Origin of the sequence: Sphingomonas sp. PP-CE-1A-559 (assembly GCF_004340965.1) — a bacterium.
Taxonomy (GTDB): domain Bacteria; phylum Pseudomonadota; class Alphaproteobacteria; order Sphingomonadales; family Sphingomonadaceae; genus Sphingomonas.
In genome coordinates this window covers 243,365-262,451 of record NZ_SLYA01000003.1, presented here as the reverse complement: position 1 = coordinate 262,451, position 19,087 = coordinate 243,365, and the positions used below count along the sequence as shown (strand labels likewise).

General features: G+C 66.3%; 18 protein-coding genes. 6 read left to right on the top strand and 12 right to left on the bottom strand.

What is annotated here, in order from left to right:
- Nucleotides 1-62: 62 nt before the first annotated feature.
- The 7 genes from C8J42_RS11520 to glmM all read right to left on the bottom strand — a co-directional run bounded on the left by C8J42_RS11520 (nt 63) and on the right by glmM (nt 6,902).
- Nucleotides 63-947, bottom strand: a complete 885-nt coding sequence (locus C8J42_RS11520; protein WP_056064245.1) for a bestrophin family ion channel — start codon at nt 945-947, stop codon at nt 63-65.
- Between the two features lie 80 nt (nt 948-1,027).
- A complete protein-coding gene (folP, locus tag C8J42_RS11515; RefSeq protein WP_133020165.1) occupies nt 1,028-2,077 on the bottom strand; it encodes a dihydropteroate synthase in 1,050 nt (349 codons plus the stop codon).
- A 126-nt stretch (nt 2,078-2,203) separates the two neighbouring features.
- Nucleotides 2,204-3,343 carry a site-specific DNA-methyltransferase gene (locus tag C8J42_RS11510; protein ID WP_133020164.1) on the bottom strand — a complete coding sequence of 380 codons (1,140 nt, stop codon included), beginning with the start codon at nt 3,341-3,343 and terminating at the stop codon, nt 2,204-2,206.
- 176 nt (nt 3,344-3,519) lie between these two features.
- Nucleotides 3,520-4,158: a ribonuclease HII gene (locus tag C8J42_RS11505; protein ID WP_133020163.1), complete on the bottom strand. Its 639-nt coding sequence runs from the start codon at nt 4,156-4,158 to the stop codon at nt 3,520-3,522.
- Entirely contained in the window at nt 4,146-5,033 is an 888-nt protein-coding gene (locus tag C8J42_RS11500) for a bifunctional hydroxymethylpyrimidine kinase/phosphomethylpyrimidine kinase (protein WP_133020162.1), read from the bottom strand. Before C8J42_RS11500 ends, C8J42_RS11505 begins: the two co-directional genes overlap by 13 nt.
- Before the next feature lie 313 nt (nt 5,034-5,346).
- Entirely contained in the window at nt 5,347-5,562 is a 216-nt protein-coding gene (locus tag C8J42_RS11495; RefSeq protein ID WP_120300812.1) for a DUF1272 domain-containing protein, read from the bottom strand.
- A complete protein-coding gene (glmM, locus tag C8J42_RS11490) occupies nt 5,562-6,902 on the bottom strand; it encodes a phosphoglucosamine mutase (protein WP_133020456.1) in 1,341 nt (446 codons plus the stop codon). The genes C8J42_RS11495 and glmM overlap by 1 nt, the downstream gene beginning before the upstream one ends.
- A 68-nt stretch (nt 6,903-6,970) precedes the next feature.
- Here glmM and C8J42_RS11485 point away from each other — a divergent pair, with 68 nt between their 5' ends.
- Both C8J42_RS11485 and C8J42_RS11480 read left to right on the top strand, forming a co-directional pair.
- Nucleotides 6,971-8,245, top strand: coding sequence for a cation:dicarboxylase symporter family transporter (locus C8J42_RS11485; protein WP_133020161.1), 1,275 nt, complete (start codon nt 6,971-6,973; stop codon nt 8,243-8,245).
- The gene (locus C8J42_RS11480) at nt 8,220-9,212 is read left to right on the top strand and encodes an aldo/keto reductase (protein WP_133020160.1); all 993 of its coding nucleotides are present in this window, start codon (nt 8,220-8,222) and stop codon (nt 9,210-9,212) included. Before C8J42_RS11485 ends, C8J42_RS11480 begins: the two co-directional genes overlap by 26 nt.
- A 117-nt stretch (nt 9,213-9,329) precedes the next feature.
- On the opposite strand, the gene C8J42_RS11475 is transcribed toward C8J42_RS11480, so the two are convergent.
- Nucleotides 9,330-11,123, bottom strand: a complete 1,794-nt coding sequence (locus tag C8J42_RS11475) for a peptide MFS transporter (protein ID WP_056487721.1) — start codon at nt 11,121-11,123, stop codon at nt 9,330-9,332.
- Nucleotides 11,124-11,240: 117 nt separating this feature from the next.
- Here C8J42_RS11475 and C8J42_RS11470 point away from each other — a divergent pair, with 117 nt between their 5' ends.
- Nucleotides 11,241-11,816 carry a nitroreductase gene (locus tag C8J42_RS11470; RefSeq protein WP_133020159.1) on the top strand — a complete coding sequence of 192 codons (576 nt, stop codon included), beginning with the start codon at nt 11,241-11,243 and terminating at the stop codon, nt 11,814-11,816.
- A 37-nt stretch (nt 11,817-11,853) separates the two neighbouring features.
- Nucleotides 11,854-12,210 carry a GntR family transcriptional regulator gene (locus C8J42_RS11465; protein WP_056053547.1) on the top strand — a complete coding sequence of 119 codons (357 nt, stop codon included), beginning with the start codon at nt 11,854-11,856 and terminating at the stop codon, nt 12,208-12,210.
- A 239-nt stretch (nt 12,211-12,449) separates the two neighbouring features.
- Here C8J42_RS11465 and C8J42_RS11460 read toward each other — a convergent pair whose 3' ends face one another.
- A complete protein-coding gene (locus C8J42_RS11460) occupies nt 12,450-13,265 on the bottom strand; it encodes an arylamine N-acetyltransferase (RefSeq protein ID WP_133020158.1) in 816 nt (271 codons plus the stop codon).
- A 639-nt stretch (nt 13,266-13,904) separates the two neighbouring features.
- Nucleotides 13,905-15,617, bottom strand: coding sequence for an acyl-CoA dehydrogenase (locus tag C8J42_RS11455; protein ID WP_133020157.1), 1,713 nt, complete (start codon nt 15,615-15,617; stop codon nt 13,905-13,907).
- 46 nt (nt 15,618-15,663) lie between these two features.
- Between C8J42_RS11455 and C8J42_RS11450 the strand changes: the two genes are divergently transcribed.
- Nucleotides 15,664-16,677, top strand: a complete 1,014-nt coding sequence (locus C8J42_RS11450) for an L-threonylcarbamoyladenylate synthase (protein ID WP_133020156.1) — start codon at nt 15,664-15,666, stop codon at nt 16,675-16,677.
- Between the two features lie 94 nt (nt 16,678-16,771).
- Here C8J42_RS11450 and msrA read toward each other — a convergent pair whose 3' ends face one another.
- Nucleotides 16,772-17,314 carry a peptide-methionine (S)-S-oxide reductase MsrA gene (msrA, locus tag C8J42_RS11445; protein WP_107964160.1) on the bottom strand — a complete coding sequence of 181 codons (543 nt, stop codon included), beginning with the start codon at nt 17,312-17,314 and terminating at the stop codon, nt 16,772-16,774.
- A 59-nt stretch (nt 17,315-17,373) separates the two neighbouring features.
- Here msrA and galE point away from each other — a divergent pair, with 59 nt between their 5' ends.
- Nucleotides 17,374-18,372 carry a UDP-glucose 4-epimerase GalE gene (galE, locus tag C8J42_RS11440; RefSeq protein ID WP_133020155.1) on the top strand — a complete coding sequence of 333 codons (999 nt, stop codon included), beginning with the start codon at nt 17,374-17,376 and terminating at the stop codon, nt 18,370-18,372.
- Here galE and C8J42_RS11435 read toward each other — a convergent pair.
- Nucleotides 18,369-18,854 (bottom strand): phosphatase PAP2 family protein, encoded by a 486-nt coding sequence (locus C8J42_RS11435; RefSeq protein WP_133020154.1) that lies wholly within the window; start codon nt 18,852-18,854, stop codon nt 18,369-18,371. The two genes, galE and C8J42_RS11435, sit on opposite strands and share 4 nt — an antisense overlap.
- Nucleotides 18,855-19,087: the final 233 nt, after the last annotated feature.

The window sequence follows — 19,087 nt, the reverse complement described above, 5'->3', positions numbered from 1 at the left end:
CCCAGTGGGACTGCCGTTCTGTAGAGGAGGTCGACGCTCAATAGCGCCGACCTTTGTCTTTCCTACCACAACACGCCACGGACCGGCTGCAACGGCTCCGGTGCCTCGTCGCCGATCGCCTGGAGCAGGTCGATCTCGATCGTTCGGCACATTGCGTTCAACGGGACATCGTGAATCGTGTCCGCGAACGGGTCGACCAGATCGTCACCGATCTGCAGCACGGCGAGAAACATCAACCCGGCGATCGTCGAACCGATCGGCGTCGCAAACCCGAGCGTCTCGACCAGACCGATCGGCAGCAGGATGCAGAACAGCCGCGTGAAGATGCTGGGGAAGAACCGGTACTGGTTTGGCAGCGGCGTGTTCTTGATACGCTCCATGCCACCCTGTGCGTTGGCGATATCGACGAGGATCGCCTCGAACTGCGTCTGCTGGATGGTGTCGATCCAGCCGTTGCGGCGCGCGATGTCGATTCGGCGGCCGGTGCCGTCGAGCAGGCCGTTGGCGATATTGGTGCGATCGAGAGCGAACGACGCCTCTTCCTTCGACAGGAAGCGCAACACTTCGGGCGGTGCGGGCTGCTTGCGCAACTGACAGCGCAACGCGTTCACATACGCGATCTGGCGGAGGACGATCGTCCGCTTCATATCGTGGCCCTCGGGCTCTGGCAGCATGTTGCGCGCCATTCGCGCCAAATTGCGCGAGGCGTTGATCATCAGGCCCCACAGCCCGCGGCTTTCCCACCAGCGCTGATACGCGGAGTTGTCGCGGAAGCCGAGGAACAGCGCCAGCGCGGTACCGAACAGCGTCAGAGGCAGAGCCGGCGCATGAAACGGCAGGACATAATAGGTGATCGTGACGACGACGTCCCAGACGAAAAGGCCCAACAGCGGCCGCCAGACCTCGCTCAAGATTTGACTGAGGCGTGGTGTTGCGGTGACGATCAAACGAAAGCTCCCTTGTTTACTGGGCGTTTAATGCGCGAAGACACGTTTCGCTGCAATGCAGCGACGATCAGCCGCCCCGCTTAGCCGCCAGCGAGCGACTGATCGCGCAGACCGCGCCAGATCTTTACCGCCTGCACCGTTTCTGCGACGTCGTGGACGCGCAGGATTTGGACGCCGGCCTCGGCGCCCTTGAGTGCCAGCGCGAGCGAACCAGCGAGGCGCTGGTCGACCGGCGCTTCGTTCGAGAGAGCGCCGATCAGACGTTTGCGGCTCGCGCCGAGCATGATCGGGCAGCCGAGGCCATGGAAGATTGCGAGGCCATTGAGCAGCGCGAGGTTCTCGGCGAGCGTCTTGCCGAAGCCGATACCGGGATCGACGATGATCCGCGTGGCGTCGACGCCGGCTGCGACGACGGCGGCGATGCGGGTTTCGAGCCAGTCGAACACGTCGGTGAGGACGTTGGCGTAACCGCCGTCGCCGTGGCCGCCCTTTTTCGGGTCGGGCGAGTGCATCAGGACGACCGGGCAGCCGTTGTTCGCGACCACGTCCAGCGCGCGGTCGTCCCAGAGAAGCGCGGCGACGTCGTTGACGATGTGCGCGCCGGCAGCGAGCGTCGCCTCCATGACCGCAGCCTTGCGCGTGTCGACCGAGACGATCGCACCGGCGCGCGCGAGGCGTTCGACGACGGGGACGAGGCGCGCGATCTCGTCGCCTTCCCACACCGCGGGCGCGCCGGGGCGGGTCGATTCGCCGCCGACGTCGATCAGCGTCGCGCCGGCTGCGGCCATGTCGATGCCTGCGGCCGCGGCGGCGGCGGGGTCATCGACATGCTTGCCGCCGTCGGAGAAGCTGTCGGAGGTGACGTTGAGGATGCCGGCGATGATCGGCTGGTCGAAACGGAGTGTGCGTTCGCCAAGCTGGAGGGGCGCGCGGGGGCTGGTTATGGCGGCGTGGAGGTGTGCGGCGCGGTCGCCCAGCGTGGCGACTTCGGCGACGGGGATCGTGCGGCGGGTGCGGCCTTCGATCACTTCGTAGGCGGCGAACCACTGCAGGCCGCCCGCCAGGTGCGCGACGCTGTTGTCTTCGTAGCCGATCGGGGTGTCGACGAACTGGACGGGGCGGAGGTGGATGATCGTTCTCCTGCTCCCCTCCCTGGAAAGGAGGGGTCGGGGGTGGGTCTGCCGATTGGTTTACGTATCGCCCGCCAGGCCGCCAACCCACCCCCAGCCCCTCCCTTCCCGGGAGGGGAGCAAAAGTCAGATCGTGTTCGCCAGCAGATACGTCTGGCGGAGGTCGTCGATCGGCTTCAACCCCTTGTCGGTTTCGTAATGCCAGAAGCTCCAGCCGTTGCAGGCAGGGGCGTTCTGGAGCGTCGAGCCGAGCTTGTGGATCGAGCCGATCGTGCCGCAGTCGCTGAGCAGCGAGCCGTCGGCGCGGATGGTGGCACGCCACCGCCGCTTCGAGTCGGTCAGCACCGCGCCCGGGGCGAGATACGCGTTCTCGACCAACACGCCGAACGCGACCTTGGGCTGCGTGCGCGGACTCATCATCGTCGCGAGTGCCGATTCGTCGAGCGGCAATGCCGCCTCGATCCGCTCTTGCGCAGCCTCGATGTAATCGCCCTCGCGGTCGATGCCGATCCAGCTGCGACCGAGGCGCTTGGCGACTGCACCGGTGGTGCCGGTACCGAAGAACGGGTCGAGCACGACGTCGCCGGGCTTCGTGCACGCCAGCAGGATGCGGTACAGCAGCGCCTCCGGCTTCTGCGTCGGGTGGACCTTGGTGCCGTTCTTCTTCAGCCGCTCGCCGCCGCCGCAGGTCGGGAATTCCCAGTCGCTGCGCATCTGGAGCTCGTCGTTGAGCGTCTTCATCGCGCGGTAGTTGAAGTGGTATTTGGCCTTCTCGCCCTTCGACGCCCAGATTAGCGTCTCGTGCGCGTTGGTGAAGCGCGTGCCGCGGAAGTTGGGCATCGGGTTGGTCTTGCGCCAGACGATGTCGTTGAGGATCCAGTAGCCGAGATCCTGCACGGCGGCGCCGACGCGGAAGATGTTGTGGTAGCTGCCGATGACCCAGAGCGCGCCGTCGTCCTTGAGGATGCGGCGGGCTTCCTTGAGCCAGGCGCGGGTGAAGCGGTCATAGGCGGCGAAGGTGTCGAACTTGTCCCAGTCGTCGGTGACCGCGTCGACATGGCTGCCGTCGGGGCGGTAGAGTTCGCCGCCGAGCTGAAGGTTGTAGGGCGGGTCTGCAAAGATCATGTCGATCGAGTTCGACGGGAGCGCCTTCATGTGCTCGATGCAGTCGCCGCGCAGGATCTGGTCGAGCGGAAGGACGGCTTGAACCGCCGGCTCCACTGCCTTCTTCGCACGCGGCCGTGCGATCGTGTCGATCAAACCCATGTTTTCCGCCCCTTATCGACGCCCATAGCGGCGGAATTGTCCGACTCCGTCAAGCAAACATTCGTTAACGGCGTTTCGGTGCGATTCCGTCGCTGCGACCAATCGAGTCGCCGTTGCCCAGATGTTGAGTCGTGGGAGACTCGCGGCTCAAGCCCTTGGGGTGTGGCGCGAAAGACTCAGCTCGTCGTTTCCTGTGCGAAAAGTCCCTCGTGCGCCAGATAGGCGGCGGCGACGGGCGCGAAACTGCGGCGGTGAATCGGCGTGGGGCCGTGATCGCGGAGCGCCTTCATGTGGTGCGCGCAGCCGTAACCCTTGTTCGAATGCCAGTTATATTCGGGATGCACGTCGGCGGCGGCGATCATGATGAGGTCGCGTGTGTGCTTGGCGACGATCGAGGCGGCGGCGATCGACAGCGATTTCGCATCGCCGCCGACCAACGGCGTGGCGGGGTAGGTCCAGCGGGGTAAACGGTTGCCGTCGACCAAGACGTGGCCGGGGGCTTGGCCGAGTTCGACCGCCAGCGCGTCGACTGCGAGCGTCATCGCCTTCATCGTTGCCCAGTAGATGTTGAGCGTGTCGATTTCGTCCGGCTGGACGATGCCGATGCCGACGATCGCACAGCCTTTGAGGCGGGCGCAGAGCCTCTCGCGCTCGGAGGCGGAGAGTTTTTTCGAATCGTCGATACCGCGGGGAACGCCTTTTGCCGGCAGGATCACGGCGGCGGCTACGACCGGCCCCGCGAGCGGACCGCGGCCGGCCTCGTCAACGCCGGCTACGGGACCGACGCAGAGCTTTTCGTGTTTCATGCCGGGCATTGGCGGTCTTTCAACTGGTCGAACGGGCTGGTGCCGAGTGCGTGGCCCATCGGGCCGTGGCCTGCGCCTAGCCCCGGTGCGTTGGCAAGCGCGGCGCGGACGAACGCGATGGCGCGCTCGATTGCGGCGTCGAGCGGCAGGCCTTGGGCGAGCCCGGTGGCGATACCGCTGGCGAGCGTGCAGCCGGTGCCGTGCGCGTGGCGGGTTTCGATGCGGGGATTGGTCCAGTGGGTTTCGCTGGCGTTGGTGACGAGGCGGTCGGTGACGGAGGGGCCTTCGGCGTGGCCGCCTTTTATGAGAACGGCCGGGCCTAAGGCGCGGATGGCTTGCTCGCCGCCGAGGGCTGCCAGTTCAGGGAGGTTGGGGGTTACGAGCGTGGCGACCCGCATGAGGCGAGTGAAGGCGGCTATGGTGTCGCTGTTTGCAAGGACGGAGCCGGAGGTGGCGATCATCACCGGGTCGAAGATGATGGGGAGTCTGCTCCCCGCCCTGGAAGGGAGGGGTTGGGGGTGGGTTGGCTTGGGGCTCATGTCGCGCTCACCCAGCGGCCTACCCACCCCCGGCCCCTCCCTTTCAGGGAGGGGGGAAAGACGCCCTAGATATGCAGCGACGGCGTTGGCGGTGTCAGCGGAGCCGATCATGCCGATCTTTATCGCATCCACACCAATGTCCGAGACGACGGAGTCTATCTGCGCGAGGACGATGTCGGTGGGGATCTGGTGGACCGCCTGCACGCCGAGCGTGTTCTGTGCAGTGATCGCGGTAACGGCCGTCATTGCGTGGCCTCCGAGCATGGTTACCGTCTTGATATCCGCCTGGATTCCTGCGCCGCCGCCGGAGTCGGAGCCGGCTATTATGAGAACCCGCGCTGTCATAAAGTGTCCCAGATCGGGGCGAAGTGCACGAAGTGCAGACGCTGGCGCGGGTCTGCACTTTGCCTGAGGCGGGGTTGGACTGGGGATGCCGGACTGGGGTTGGCGCGGTTGGCGGTCATGGGATCGGCTATGGCATGATCGGTCGGATGTAGGACAGGGGTGTGCCTCTCTTCACCACCCCGGCGGAGGCCGGGGCCCAGTTGGGGGAGGTTGCTGACTGAGGTTTGCGTTCCGTTACTTCGGCCTTCCCAATTGGGCCCCGGCCTTCGCCGGGGTGGTAGAAGTGGTTAGGTGGTGCTTGCCCGAACGGCGCCTAGTGCCGCCTGCCCGCTGCCGGCTTTTGCGGTGGCGCCTCACCCAATCTCGTCGGACGGTCGAGCAATTCGCCGCCGCAGTTCGGGCAGCGCTCGTCGAGTGCATCGGCGCATTCCGCGCAGAAGGTGCATTCGAACGAGCAGATGAACGCTCCCGGCGCGTCGGCGGGAAGGTCGGTGGTGCAGCGTTCGCAGGTGGGGCGCATCTCGAGCATCAGGCGGCAGCCTTCCGGACGGCGTCGCAGATGCGGTCGACGACACGCTCGACTTGTGCCGGGTCGTCGCCTTCCGCCATCACGCGGATCACCGGTTCGGTGCCCGATGGACGGATGACCAGGCGTCCGTTGCCGACGAGCTCGGCCTCGGCCTGCGCGATCACCGCCTTTACGGCTTCGTCATCGAGTGGTTTGCCACCGGCGAAACGGACGTTCTTCAGCAACTGCGGCAGCGGCTCGAACCGGTGCAGCACTTCGCTCGCCAATGCGCCCGAACGCTTGACCTCCGCCAGGATCTGCAGCGCTGCGACCAACCCGTCGCCGGTCGTCGCATAGTCGGACAGGATGATGTGGCCCGACTGCTCGCCGCCGACATTGTAGCCGCTCGAGCGCATTTTCTCGAGCACGTGGCGGTCGCCGACCTTGGTCCGGACAAGGCCGAGGCCCTGTGCCGCGAGGTGGCGCTCCAGGCCCAGGTTCGACATCACCGTCGCGACGAGGCCGCCGCCCGCAAGCCGCCCCTGCCGCGCCCAGCTTGCCGCGATCGTCGCCATCAGCTGGTCGCCGTCGACGATGGTGCCGGTCTCATCGACGACGATCAACCGGTCCGCGTCGCCGTCGAGCGCGATGCCGATGTCCGCGCCGCTCGCGACCACCGTCTCGGCGAGCGTCTGCGGGGCGGTCGAGCCCACGCCGTCGTTGATGTTGGTACCGTTGGGGGTGACGCCGATCGCGACGACGTCCGCGCCGAGTTCCCACAGCGCCGACGGTGCGACCTTGTAGGCGGCGCCGTTCGCGCAATCGATCACGACCCGCATTCCGTCGAGGCGGAGATTCTCGGGGAAGGTCGACTTGGCGAAATGGATGTAGCGACCCTGCGCATCGTCGATGCGGCGCGCGCGGCCGATCTGGCTCGACGGTACGAGCGGGATGTCGCCGTCGATCAGCGCCTCGATCGCTTCCTCCGCTTCGTCCGACAGCTTGTAGCCGTCTGGACCGAACAGCTTGATGCCGTTGTCCGCGTAGGCGTTATGGCTAGCGGAGATCATGACACCGATATCGGCGCGCATCGAATGGGTGAGCATCGCGACCGCGGGCGTCGGCATCGGCCCGACCATGACGACGTCCATGCCGACGCTGGTGAAGCCCGCGACCAGTGCGGATTCAAGCATATAGCCGGACAACCGCGTATCCTTGCCGATCACGACGCGGTGGCGGTGATCGCCGCGCAGGAAGTAGGCGCCGGCGGCCATGCCGACCTTCATCGCCATCTCTGCGGTCATCGGCGAGACGTTGGTGGCGCCACGAATGCCATCGGTGCCGAAATATTTCCTTGCCATCACACGTGCTTTCCGTCCGGTATCGGGGTTTGCACCGTTGATAGCGCGGTAAACCACGAAGGGCGAGCATGTCGCAGGCTACACGGATCCTGATCGCCCTCATCGGCGGCATCGCGATCGGCATCCTCGCCGCCGCACTCGCGCCGTCACAGGCGATCGCGGTCACCGCGGTGACGCAGCCGATCGGCTCGGCGTGGCTGCACGGGCTGCAGATGGTGATCGTGCCGTTGATCGTCTCGCTGCTCGTCACGGGAATCGGCGCGACGGCCGAGGCGGCACGCGCGGGACGGATCACGATCCGCGCGCTGGTCATGATGGTCGCGATCCTGTGGGCAGTGACGATCATGTCCGCACTGGTGACGCCCTTGCTGCTCGAAGCGTGGCCGTTGCCCGCTGGACTTGCGACCGCACTCCGCACCGCGCTGACGACGAGCGCGCCGATCGGGTCGGTGCCGGGGATCGGTGCGTTCTTCGATACGATCGTGCCGACCAACGTCGTCGCGGCGGCGGCGGGGGACGCGTTCCTGCCGCTGACCGTGTTCGCGCTGGCGTTCGCGTTCGCGGTCACGCAATTGCCCGAAGCGCAGCGCAGTATCCTGACCGGGTTTTTCCAGGCGGTGGTCGACGCCCTGCTGATCGTGATCGGCTGGGTGTTGAAGCTCGCGCCGATCGGCATCTTCGCGCTCGCCTACGGGGTCGGCGCGCGGACCGGCACCGCGGCGTTCGGTGCGCTGGTGCACTACATCGTCTGCGTATCGGCGATCGGCGTGGTCGTGCTGATCGCGGCGTATCCGGTCGGGATGATCGGCGGACGCGTGCGGTTCGGGCGCTTTGCGCGCACGGTCGCGCCCGCGCAGGCGGTGGCGATCAGCACGCAGTCGTCACTCGCCTCGCTGCCGGCGATGCTGAAGGGCTCGGTCGAGCTGGGGGCTTCGCCCGCCACCGCGGGGATCGTGCTCCCGCTTGCGGTTGCCGTCTTTCGTGCGACGAGTCCGGCGATGAACCTCGCGGTCGCGCTCTACGTCGCGCATCTGGTCGGCGTGCCGATCGGGCCGGGGCAACTCGCCGCAGGGATTGCGACCGCGGCGATTACGACGATGGGGTCGGTCTCGCTACCGGGTACGGTCAGCTTCATCGCCTCGGTCGCGCCGGTCGCGATCGCGATGGGGGTGCCGATCGAGGCTCTGGGGCTGTTCATCGCGGTAGAGACCGTGCCCGACCTGTTTCGTACCGTCGGCAACGTGACGATGGACACCGCCGTCACCATCTCCGTTTCAGCGCGGTTCGATCACGGGAACGGTGCTCAGGAGATTCCGCATGAAGTATCGCACGCTCGGCCCTGATTTCGAGGTTTCCGCGCTGGGTCTCGGCTGCATGCCGATGGCCGGCATCGGCAAGGGCATGTACGGCGAGGCGAACGCCGACGAGAGTGTCGCGACGATCCACCGCGCGATCGAGCTTGGCGTGACGCTGTTCGACACCGCCGAGATCTATGGCCCGCTGGTCAACGAGGAACTGATCGGCAAGGCGATCCGCGGCAAGCGCGATGGCGTCGTGATCGCAACCAAATTCGGCTTTCGCTATGACGAGAACGGGATGACGGGGGTTGATTCCACGCCGGCCAACGTGCGGCGGGCTTGCGAGGGATCGCTGAAGCGGCTGGGGGTCGAGACGATCGACCTGTTGTACCAGCACCGCGTCGATCCGGGCGTGCCTATCGAGGATACTGTCGGCGCAATGGCTGACCTCGTACGCGAGGGCAAGGTGCGGCATCTCGGGCTGTCGGAGGCTGGGCTCGACACGATCCGGCGGGCTGCGGCGACGCATCCGATCGCAGCGTTGCAGAGTGAGTATTCGCTGTGGGAGCGCGATGTGGAGGACGAGATCCTGCCGCTGTGTCGCGAGCTGGGAATCGGGTTCGTGCCGTATTCGCCGCTCGGGCGGGGCTTCCTGACTGGGCAGATTACCGCTCGGTCAGATCTGCCGGAGGGCGATTATCGGCGTAATGACCCGCGCTATTCGGAAGAGAATTTCGCCAAGAACATGGAGATGGTCGCGGTGGTGAAGTCGATCGCCGATGCTCATGGCGCCTCGCCGGCGCAGGTGGCGCTCGCGTGGTTGCTGGCGCAGGGCGACGATATCGTGCCGATCCCGGGGTCGAAGCGCCGGGTTACGCTGGAGGACAGCATGAAGGCCGCGGAGGTGACGCTGTCGGCGGACGATCTGACTAAGCTGGATGCGGCCGCGCCTCGGGGTGGGACTGCCGGGCCGCGGTATGGCGAGAAGGCGTTGTCGATGACGCGGATCTGACTTCTCCCCTCCCGCTCGGGAGGGGTCGGGGGAGGGGCGTGCCTCACGGGCCGGACGCCAGTACGTACGTCGCGCCCTCCCCTAACCCCTCCCGCAAGCGGGAGGGGAACACGCTGCCTACTGGACGCCGTGCATCCACTTCTTGATCAGCGGCGAGATCAGCAGCAGCACGACACCGATCCCTGCCGAGACCAGGCCGATGGTCCAGAACACGCCGGCGTAGGTGTCCAGGCTGACCTTCAGGTTCGTCACCTGCCCGCCGACCGTCTCGACGCTGGCGACCTGCGCGACGACGCCGGCGACATATTGCGCGACCGAGATCGACAGGAACCACACGCCCATCATCAGCCCGACGACGCGCGCGATCGACAGCTTGGTGATCATGCTGAGACCGACCGGCGAGATGCAGAGCTCGGCGAACGAGTGGATGAAATACAGCCCGGCGAGCCACCAGATCGCGACCTTGAACGAAGGCCCGACCATGCTTGCGCCCCAGACGAGGAACAGGAAGCCGACGCCGACGCCGATCAGCGCGATGCCGAACTTGACGGGGATCGACGGCTCCAGGCCCTTGGCGGCAAGTTTCGTCCACAGGATCGACATCACCGGCGCCAGCGCGACGATGAAGAACGCATTGAAGAACTGCGTCTGGCCGGCGGAGATGCTGAAGAGGCCGAACACGCTGAGATCGGTATTGCGATCCGCGAACAGCGTCAGCGACGAGCCGGCCTGCTCGAACAGCGTCCAGAACACGACGTTGAACACGATCAGCACCATCGCCGCGAGCATCATCTGGAACTCGCGACGCTCGCCGTTGATGAACGACCAGATCAGGATGCCCGGCACCGCGATCAGGAACGTGCCGAACAGCAATTTGCCCATCAGCGACAGCGAGGCGATGTAGCCGACGATCCCCGACCCCGGCACCGGCGGCACGGCGTTCATGAGGTTGACGAACAGCAGGTAGAAGATCGGGATCCCGAGCAGCGCGAGCGCATAGATGCCGAGCGCACGATCGGGACCGGTGCGGACCGGGGGCTCGCCGTAGCCGTTTAGCTTGCCGCCATCGAACTGGATCAGCGTCCACGAGGCGAGCATGCCGATCGCGGCGAGGCCGAAGCCGGCCCACCAGCCGACCGCGACCGCGAGGAACGGACAGAGCAGCTGCGAGAACAGCGAGCCGAGATTGATGCCCATGTAGAAGATCGTGAACCCGGCATCGCGGCGCTTGTCGCCTTGTGCATAAAGCTCGCCGACCATCGTCGAGATGTTGGGCTTGAAGAAGCCGTTGCCGACCGAGATCATGCAGAGCGCGAGCAACATGATCGTGACGTAGAAGCTACTGCGCTCGGCGCCGGATTCGAAGCCGCCCTTCTCCACCGTCCGTGCGGTCGAGCCGTCGGGGGCGAGCAGCGAGACGGTGCCGTCGTCGTTGCCCTTGATCTTCAGCTTGTTCGCGCCGTCGACGAGATAGCGGACTTCGCTGTCCGCCTGGTCGACGACTTCGATCGCGTAGCGCTGGTTGGCGATCGTCGCGTACGGCTTGGCGGTCTCGCCGCCGAAGCAGAGCAGCAGATAGCCGAGCGCCATGATGATCGCGCCGAATTTTACAGCACGTTTGGAGCCTAGATACTGATCGGCGAGATAACCGCCGACGAGGGGGGTCAGGTATACGAGCGCGGTGTAGCCGCCGTAGAGCCCGGTCGCCTCGCGGTCGCCGAACACGAAATGCTTGGTGAGGTACAGCGTGAGCAGCGCGCGCATGCCGTAATAGCCGAACCGCTCCCACGCTTCGGTGGTGAACAGCCGGGCGAGCTGGCGGGGATGCCCGAACCAGGTTTCGCCGGACGCCGGGTTGATATGGGTGATATCCGGCTCTCGCGGGGTATCCGCGGTCGGGGTGTCCACCATTCTTACGCTCCCTGATACTCGTCTTGGCCGCCGTCGAACGCGGGGCCGTTATGGCGCGCAACCTAGCGGCAAAGCTCGGCCTGTAAATATCACACATCATGGCTTATCTGCCGGGACATGCTCAACGATCGCTCCACGCCGCTCTCGCTGCTCGCCACTCGCCGCTCGGGAAAGCCGCGCGACCTGATCGCGCCCGGCCCCGATTCCTACCAGCTGGCGACGATCCTCGAGATCGCGGCGCGGACACCCGATCACGGCAAGCTCGCGCCGTGGCGGTTCGTGGTGGTCGGCGAGGAGCAACGCGCGGCGCTATCGACGCTGATTACGGATGCGTACCTCGCGGAACGGCCCTCGGCGTCGCGAACCGAACTCGAGTCGCTCGACCAGTTTGCGCATCAGGCGCCGACGCTGGTGGTCGTGCTGTCGTCGCCGAAGGAGAGCAAGATTCCGCTTTGGGAACAGGAGCTTTCGGCGGGGGCGGCGTGCATGAACCTGCTTCACGCGGTGCATGCGGAGGGGTTTGCGGGCGGCTGGCTGACGGGATGGCCAGCCTATTCGGATTTGGTGCGCGATGCGTTCGGGACGGCGGCGGAGCGGATCGCCGGGTTCATGTTCATCGGCACGCCGTCGCGCGCGCTCGACGAACGGCCTCGCCCGGATATGGCACGGCTCGTAAGCCATTGGGAATCCTGAGCCTCGACTTTCCGCCAGATTGCTGTATTAGAACAGCATGACAGCGCTCAGCAGCGACGACAGCCCCGTATATATCCGCCTTCGCAGCACGATCGCTGCGGGTATTTTGCGCGGCGACTATCGTGCAGGGGACCAATTGCCGTCCGTGCGCGCGTTCGCCGCTGAGCAGGGGGCTAATCCGTTGACGGTCGCCAAGGCGTATCAGAGCTTCCAGGACGACGGGTATGTCGAGGTGCGCCGCGGGGTCGGGATGTTCGTGATGCCGGGTGCGGCGGAGGCGCTTCGGGTGGCGGAGCGCGAGAATTTCGTGACGACTCAGTGGCCGCGGATCCTGGGGCATATCGACCTGTTGGGGTTGGATGCGCATGATCTGCTGGAGCGTGAGCGGGCCTGAGGCGCTGCTAGCGATTTCCTTCGCCTCCTCTGCCCCTTGCGTTCGTCCTCACCCTCTCTCGTTCGTGCTCCCCCCCGTTCGTCCTGAGTAGTCATCGAGCAGGCGCGAAGCGGCGTATCGAGAGGACGTATCGAAGGACAGGTTGGCGCGTGGAACCCATGCTTCGATACGCACCCTCGATACGCTGCTGACGCAGCTACTCGGTCGCTACTCAGCACGAACGGAAGTGGGGTTGAACTTCAGAACAACCCCAGCGCGGCGACGTCCTCGACGCTCAGGTCGATCCCGAACAACAGGCTCATGCGGATACGGTATACGCGCGGATCGGTGATCTCGCCGACCGTCGTGTCGGTGCCCGAGCGCCGGCGGTAGTTGCGGCCGATCAGCGACGCGAAGCCGTTCGGGAGGACGATGCTGGCGATCGGGGTGTGGGTGAATCGACTGGACGGCGCGGTCGAGGTCCAGTGGTTAGACATTGCCAAGTCCGCGTCGAACACTTGCGCGAGGGTGAAGCTGTATTGCGGCTGGAATCCTCCCGTCTCGCCGCGACCGTCGGTGGTCATCGGATCGCCGTCGCGGAGCAGCATCCAGCCCTGTTCGGTGGCTTCGAGGCGGAAGCGGGCGCCGTCGGGGGCGGTTGCCTCGGCGCCGTCGGCGAGCGGGAGGACGGGCGTGTAGCTGCCGCCGAAGCCGGTATCGGCGATCCAGTCCTGGCCGTCGATCGTCACCAGTGCGAAGGTGTGCGTGAGCGGCGGTACGTCGGTGGCGGCGATCCAGACGCGGGCCAGCAACGGGCGGGCGGTGAAGCCGAGTTCCGCGAGCGCGTCGAGGAACAGGCGGTTATGCTCGAAGCAATAACCGCCGCGGCGTGCGGTCACGAGCTTGGCGAAGACTGAATCGGTGTCGATTGCGATGCCGCGGTCGAGGACGACGTCGAGGTCTTCGAACGGGATGGAGAGACGGTGCGCGTGCTGGAGGCGGCCGAGGCCGATCGAGTCGAGCGTGGGCCGCGCGGGCATCGCGACACGGAGGAGATAGGCTTCGAGGTCGAACATCGGTCGGACTTTCAGAGATTTTCTGCCTCTCCTTACCGTTCGTGCCCCAGGGACGTCGAGTGGTGGGCACCGGATGTTGCATGTGATGCAGTGCCCCTCCCCCGTTCGTGCTGAGCGAAGTCGAAGCACCTTCGCGTGGGCGCATGCCCTTCGACTACGCTCAGGGCGAACGGGAAAAGGGGCGCCATCCCTGCTTGCTCCGTCACCCCGGGCTTGTTCCGGGGACCACTGGTCCGCATTCTCAATTTTCTCGGATCTGCGGAACGGTGGATGCCGGAACGAGTCCGGCATGACGGTGTAGTTTGGGGCTATCGCGACCGGAGGCGGCCCTCACGATCCTCCCCCGCAAGGGGAGGTGGCTGGCGCTTGCCAGACGGAGGGGGTGGTAAGGGTTTACCTTCGTTGCGCGTCCTCCCCCTCCGTCACCTTCGGTGCCACCTCCCCCTTGCGGGGGAGAATTGAGGCGGCCTGGGTGCCACTCCGCGCAGCCTGTACCGCCTTCCCACTAGCTACCTCCCCGGCGGAGGCCGGGGCCCAATTGGAACGTCGGAAGTAACCGAGCGCCGCACGGATCACGGCCGTCCCCCAATTGGACCCCGGCCTCCGCCGGGGAGGGGCGGACGACGACGTCGCGTTCGATCAGGCCGCGAACAGGTCCGCTTCGATCGAGTAGAGGACCGCCGCGCTCGCGTTCGCGGCCGCCTTGAGTCCCATCGCCTCGGGGACGATCTGGTCGAGGTAGAAGCGCACCGCAGCTGACTTCATCCGCCCGAAATCGTCGCTGCCGGCCACCCCGCCCTGCCGCTCCATCAACCAGCCGCAGGTCGCGACCGACAACATGGTGAGGAACGGGTGGCTAGCGGCCAGCTTGTCGTCGGCGTCCGCGGTGGCGAGCTTACGCCCGATCGCTTCGCACGCGTCGACCAGCGCCAGCAGGCGCTCGTCCTTGGCTTCCGCGCGGATGTCGGCGATCAGCGTGGCGAACGCGCCGCCGTTATCCAGGCCGAGCTTACGCCCGACCAGATCCGCCGCCTGGATGCCGTTGGTGCCCTCGTAGATCGGCGTGATGCGGGCATCGCGGAAATACTGCGCGGCGCCGGTTTCCTCGACATAGCCCATCCCGCCGTGGACCTGAATGCCGAGCGACGCGACTTCGTTGCCGAGATCGGTGCCGTGCGCCTTGGCGAGCGGCGTGACGAGTTCGAGGCGGTTGCGCGCGGCATGGTCGCCGAGATTGGCGCGATCGACCTGCCCGGCCGCGTAATAGACGAGCGCGCGTGCCGCCTGCGTCTGTGCCTTCATCCGCATCAGCATGCGGCGAACATCGGGATGCTCGACGATCTTGACCGACTCCTTGTTCGGCGAACCGGCGCGCGCGGATTGCACGCGGTCGAGTGCGTAGGCGACCGCGCCCTGCGTCGCACCCTCCGCGACCTGGACGCCTTGGAGGCCGACGTTCAGCCGCGCATTGTTCATCATCGTGAACATCGCGCGGATGCCGCCGAGCTCCGCGCCGATCAGTTCGCCGATGCAGTCGTCGTTGTCGCCGAAGCTCAGCACGCAGGTGGGCGAGGCGTGGAGGCCCATCTTGTGCTCGATCGAGACGACGCGGACGTCGTTGAACTCGCCCGGCGTGCCGTCTTCCTGGAGGCGGAATTTGGGGACTAAGAACAGCGAGATGCCCTTCGTGCCTGCGGGTGCGCCCGGTGTCCGCGCAAGGACGAGGTGGACGATATTCGGCGCCATGTCGTGATCGCCGAACGAGATGTAGATCTTGGTGCCCTTGATCGACCACTTGCCGTCACCGAGCGGCGTGGCGGTCGCGCGGAGAGCGCCGACGTCGGAGCCGGCCTGTGGCTCGGTGAGGTTCATCGTGCCGGTCCATTCGCCGGTCGCGAGATGCGGCAAATACAGCGCCTGCTGCTCGGGGCTGCCATGATGCTGCAACGCCTCGATCGCGCCGACGGTCAGCGTCGGGCAGAGCGCGAAGCCCATGTTGGCCGAGCCGAGCGTGTCGAGCACCGCGGTCTGGATCGCGAACGGCAGGCCCTGCCCGCCCCATTCCTCCTCGACGCCGATTCCGCCCCAGCCGCCCTCGACATAATCCTTGTACGCCTGCGCGAAGCCATCGGGCATGACCACGCCGTCCGGGGTCCACTTTGCGCCGACGGTGTCGCCGGTGCGGTTGAGTGGCGCCCATTCGCCGGCCGCGAGTTGCCCGACGCCTTCGAGCACCGCGTCGACCACGTCGTCGCTGGCGGCGGCATAGCGTTCGGTGTCGGCGAGTTCACCGATCCGGACGACATGGTCGAGCACGAAACGCTGTTCGGTGGTTGCTGGAGTGAAGGCCATCGCATCCTCTTATCGCTACGGTTTGGACCCGCTATACGCCTGTGGAATGACCCGTCCACACCCTCGGATTTTACCTTACGGCACGGCCGCGATCGCCGAAGCCGCCGCACTGATTCGCGACGGGGGGATCGTCGCGGTGCCGACCGAGACGGTGTACGGGCTCGCGGCGGACGCGACCAATGCGGAGGCGGTGGCGCGGATTTATGCGGCCAAGGGGCGCCCGAGTTTCAATCCTCTGATCGTGCATGTGGCGGACCTGGCGGCGGCGGATCGGATCGCGGTGTTCGATGCGGATGCTCGGGCGTTGGCGGCGGCGTTCTGGCCGGGGCCTTTGACGTTGGTGCTGCCGGTGCGGGGGGATTCGGGGATCGCTTCGCTGGTGACGGCGGGGTTGGATACGATCGCGATCCGGGTGCCGCGGCATCGGGCGATGCAGGGGTTGATTGCGGCGTCGGGGCGGCCTTTGGCGGCGCCTTCGGCCAATGCGAGCGGGGGGATCAGTCCGACTTGCGCTGCGCATGTTGCGGGGAGCTTGGGGGGGAACGTACCGCTGATCCTCGACGATGGGGCTACCGAGGCGGGATTGGAGTCGACGATCGTGGCGGGGCGGACGGTGTTGCGGCCGGGGCCGGTTACCGCGGAGGCGCTGCTAACCCACCTCCAACACCCCCCCGGCGAAGGCCGGGGCCCAATTGGAACGTCGGATGTAACCGGGCACGACCTGCGTCATGACCGTCCCCCAATTGGGCCCCGGCCTTCGCCGGGGGGGATTGGGGTGACGGCGCCGGGGCAGCTTGAGAGCCATTATGCGCCAAGCAAACCACTTCGGTTGAATGCGACCGAGGCAAAATCGGACGAGTGGCTAATCGGGTTTGGCGACGTCGAGGGCGACATAACCCTCTCCGCATCGGGTGACCTAGTCGAGGCCGCGACGCGGCTGTTCGATCTGCTTCACGCTGCCGATGCAAACGATCACCCAAGGATCGCCATCGCGCCGATCCCATCTAAAGGCATTGGTGAAGCGATCAACGACCGCTTGCGCCGTGCCGCTCACCGATAATCCGTCCCCCCGCGGAGGCGGGGGTCCAGAAGCCAAGTTGGACTGCGGTATTTAGCTGGGCCCCCGCGTCCGCGGGGGAACAGCATTGTCAATGTTACGCGTTCACCGCCGCCTTGGACCGCGCCGCGAAGCTCTTGCGCAGCTTCTGCAGCTTCGGGGGAATCACCGCCATGCAGTATGGGTTCGAGCGACCCGACGTTTCCCAGTAATCCTGGTGATAGCCCTCGGCTTCGTACCACGTATCCATCGGCTCGATAGTCGTGACGATCGGCTTGGGCGAGTCCGCCTGAGCGCGGGCCAACGCCGCTTCCATCTCAGCCTTCTGTGCATCGTCCGCGGGGAACATCGCCGAGCGATACTGCGTGCCGACATCGTTGCCCTGCCGGTTCAGCGTCGTCGCATCGTGCGTCGCGAAGAAGATATCGAGCAAATCGCCGAGCTTCAGCTGCTCCGGATCGAAGCCGATGCGGATCGCCTCGGCATGGCCGGTGTCGCCGCCGCACACCTGTTTGTACGTCGGATCAGGGACATGCCCGCCGATATACCCGCTCTCGGCCGACTCGACGCCGATCACGTCCTTGAACACAGCCTCGGTGCACCAGAAGCAGCCGCCGGCCAGCGTTACATAATCCGTCATAACGATCTCCTTTCCGCCAATGTAGGAAGTCGCTACCCCGCAACAAAGAGGAGACGCGCGTGATTGACGGTAAGGTTATGGTGACTGGCGGGGCCGGCTATATCGGCAGCCACGCGGTGCTGGCGTTGCTCGATGCGGGGTATGACGTCGTCGTGCTCGACAATCTCGTTACGGGATTCGACTGGGCGGTCGATCCGCGCGCCGCACTCGTCGAGGCGAACGTCGCCGATGATGCGAAGGTCCGCGCGGCGATCCGCGAGCATAGCGTCAAGGCGATCATGCATTTCGCTGGCTCGGTCGTAGTGCCCGAGTCGGTCAGCGATCCGCTCAAATATTACCGCAACAACACCGCCGCGAGCCGTGCGCTCATCGAGAGCGCGGTCGTCGAAGGCGTGCCGCACTTCATCTTCTCGTCGACCGCCGCGACCTATGGCACGCCCGAGAAGGTGCCCGTCGCGGAAGGCGATGCGACCGTGCCGATCAACCCCTACGGCATGTCGAAGCTGATGACCGAGGCGATGCTGCGCGACGTCGCCGCGGCGCATCCGATGAACTATGCGGCGCTGCGCTACTTCAACGTCGCCGGCGCCGATCCGCAGGGACGCAGCGGGCAGTCCACGGTTGGCGCGACGCACCTGATCAAGATCGCGGTCGAGGCCGCGACCGGCAAGCGCGACGCGGTAGGCGTCTACGGCACCGACTTCGCCACCCCCGACGGCACCGGCGTGCGCGATTACATCCACGTCACCGACCTTGCCGCCGCGCATGTCGCCGCGCTGGAAGTCCTGGTCGCGGACCCCGCCAAGAGCCACACGCTCAACGCGGGCTATGGCAAGGGCTTCTCGGTGCTCGAGGTGCTCGATGCGGTCGACAAGGTTACCAACCGGACGATCGAACGTCGCCTCGAAGGGCGTCGCGCGGGCGATCCGGCGATGCTGATCTCGGACAATCGCGCGATCCTGGAGACGCTCGACTGGACGCCGCGCCATGCCGATCTGGACGGCATCGTCCGCGATGCGCTGGCATGGGAGCGGGCGCTCGCCGAGAAGGGCCGCTAGGACGCGGACAGATCGGGGGGCGGATCGGCGGGCGGGGTGCCGAACGCGTGGCGCTCGCCGCCGATCGCCCGTCGCGCGCGGGCGGTCGCCAGCCACCAGGCGAGCGCCCAGAGCGTGCCGAAGCTCCATCCGGCCAGCACGTCGCTCGGCCAGTGGACGCCCAGATACACGCGGCTGCAGCCGATCGCGCCGACCAGCAGGATCGCGACGACCAGCAGATACGCTCGGGTCGCACGGTCCCGAGTTACCTGCGAAGCGAGGCCGGCGAGCGTGAGATAGACGATCGCGCTGTTCGCCGAATGCCCGCTCGGGAAGCTCATATGCGTGACCGTGACGAGGTGCGCGACGATGTCGGGGCGCGGGCGGGCGACCTGCAGCTTGACCAGTTCGACCACGATATTGCCGGTGCCGCTGGCCGCGACCATGGCGGCTGCGGTCAGCCAGAGGCGCTGGACGATCAGCAGGCCAGCGGCGACCACCACGACGATCGTCAGGACGATACCGCCGCCGAGCGCGGTGACGTCGGCTGCGACCTTGGGCAGCCATGACGGCCCGCCCCACGCGCGCAGGCCGAGGATGATCGACCGGTCGAACGCGAACGGCCAGTGATCGACCGCGAGTCCGACGAGGAGGATGAGGGCTAGCCCGATAGCCGCGACCGACGCACCCGCGAGAATCGCCGGGACATGCCGCCGCCTGCTCGGCGCAACGCCCG

What these genes read in the sequence shown, in the direction of transcription:
- C8J42_RS11500 (WP_133020162.1), bottom strand. Translation starts at nt 5,033, where the DNA reads ATGACAGCGCGGGTTCTCATAATAGCCGGCTCCGACTCCGGCGGCGGC.
- msrA (WP_107964160.1), bottom strand. Translation starts at nt 17,314, where the DNA reads ATGACGGATTATGTAACGCTGGCCGGCGGCTGCTTCTGGTGCACCGAG.
- C8J42_RS11455 (WP_133020157.1), bottom strand. Translation starts at nt 15,617, where the DNA reads ATGGCCTTCACTCCAGCAACCACCGAACAGCGTTTCGTGCTCGACCAT.
- C8J42_RS11485 (WP_133020161.1), top strand. Translation starts at nt 6,971, where the DNA reads ATGTCGCAGGCTACACGGATCCTGATCGCCCTCATCGGCGGCATCGCG.
- C8J42_RS11465 (WP_056053547.1), top strand. Translation starts at nt 11,854, where the DNA reads ATGACAGCGCTCAGCAGCGACGACAGCCCCGTATATATCCGCCTTCGC.
- C8J42_RS11475 (WP_056487721.1), bottom strand. Translation starts at nt 11,123, where the DNA reads ATGGTGGACACCCCGACCGCGGATACCCCGCGAGAGCCGGATATCACC.
- C8J42_RS11495 (WP_120300812.1), bottom strand. Translation starts at nt 5,562, where the DNA reads ATGCTCGAGATGCGCCCCACCTGCGAACGCTGCACCACCGACCTTCCC.
- C8J42_RS11480 (WP_133020160.1), top strand. Translation starts at nt 8,220, where the DNA reads ATGAAGTATCGCACGCTCGGCCCTGATTTCGAGGTTTCCGCGCTGGGT.
- C8J42_RS11505 (WP_133020163.1), bottom strand. Translation starts at nt 4,158, where the DNA reads ATGCCCGGCATGAAACACGAAAAGCTCTGCGTCGGTCCCGTAGCCGGC.
- C8J42_RS11450 (WP_133020156.1), top strand. Translation starts at nt 15,664, where the DNA reads ATGACCCGTCCACACCCTCGGATTTTACCTTACGGCACGGCCGCGATC.
- glmM (WP_133020456.1), bottom strand. Translation starts at nt 6,902, where the DNA reads ATGGCAAGGAAATATTTCGGCACCGATGGCATTCGTGGCGCCACCAAC.
- C8J42_RS11460 (WP_133020158.1), bottom strand. Translation starts at nt 13,265, where the DNA reads ATGTTCGACCTCGAAGCCTATCTCCTCCGTGTCGCGATGCCCGCGCGG.
- C8J42_RS11510 (WP_133020164.1), bottom strand. Translation starts at nt 3,343, where the DNA reads ATGGGTTTGATCGACACGATCGCACGGCCGCGTGCGAAGAAGGCAGTG.
- C8J42_RS11470 (WP_133020159.1), top strand. Translation starts at nt 11,241, where the DNA reads ATGCTCAACGATCGCTCCACGCCGCTCTCGCTGCTCGCCACTCGCCGC.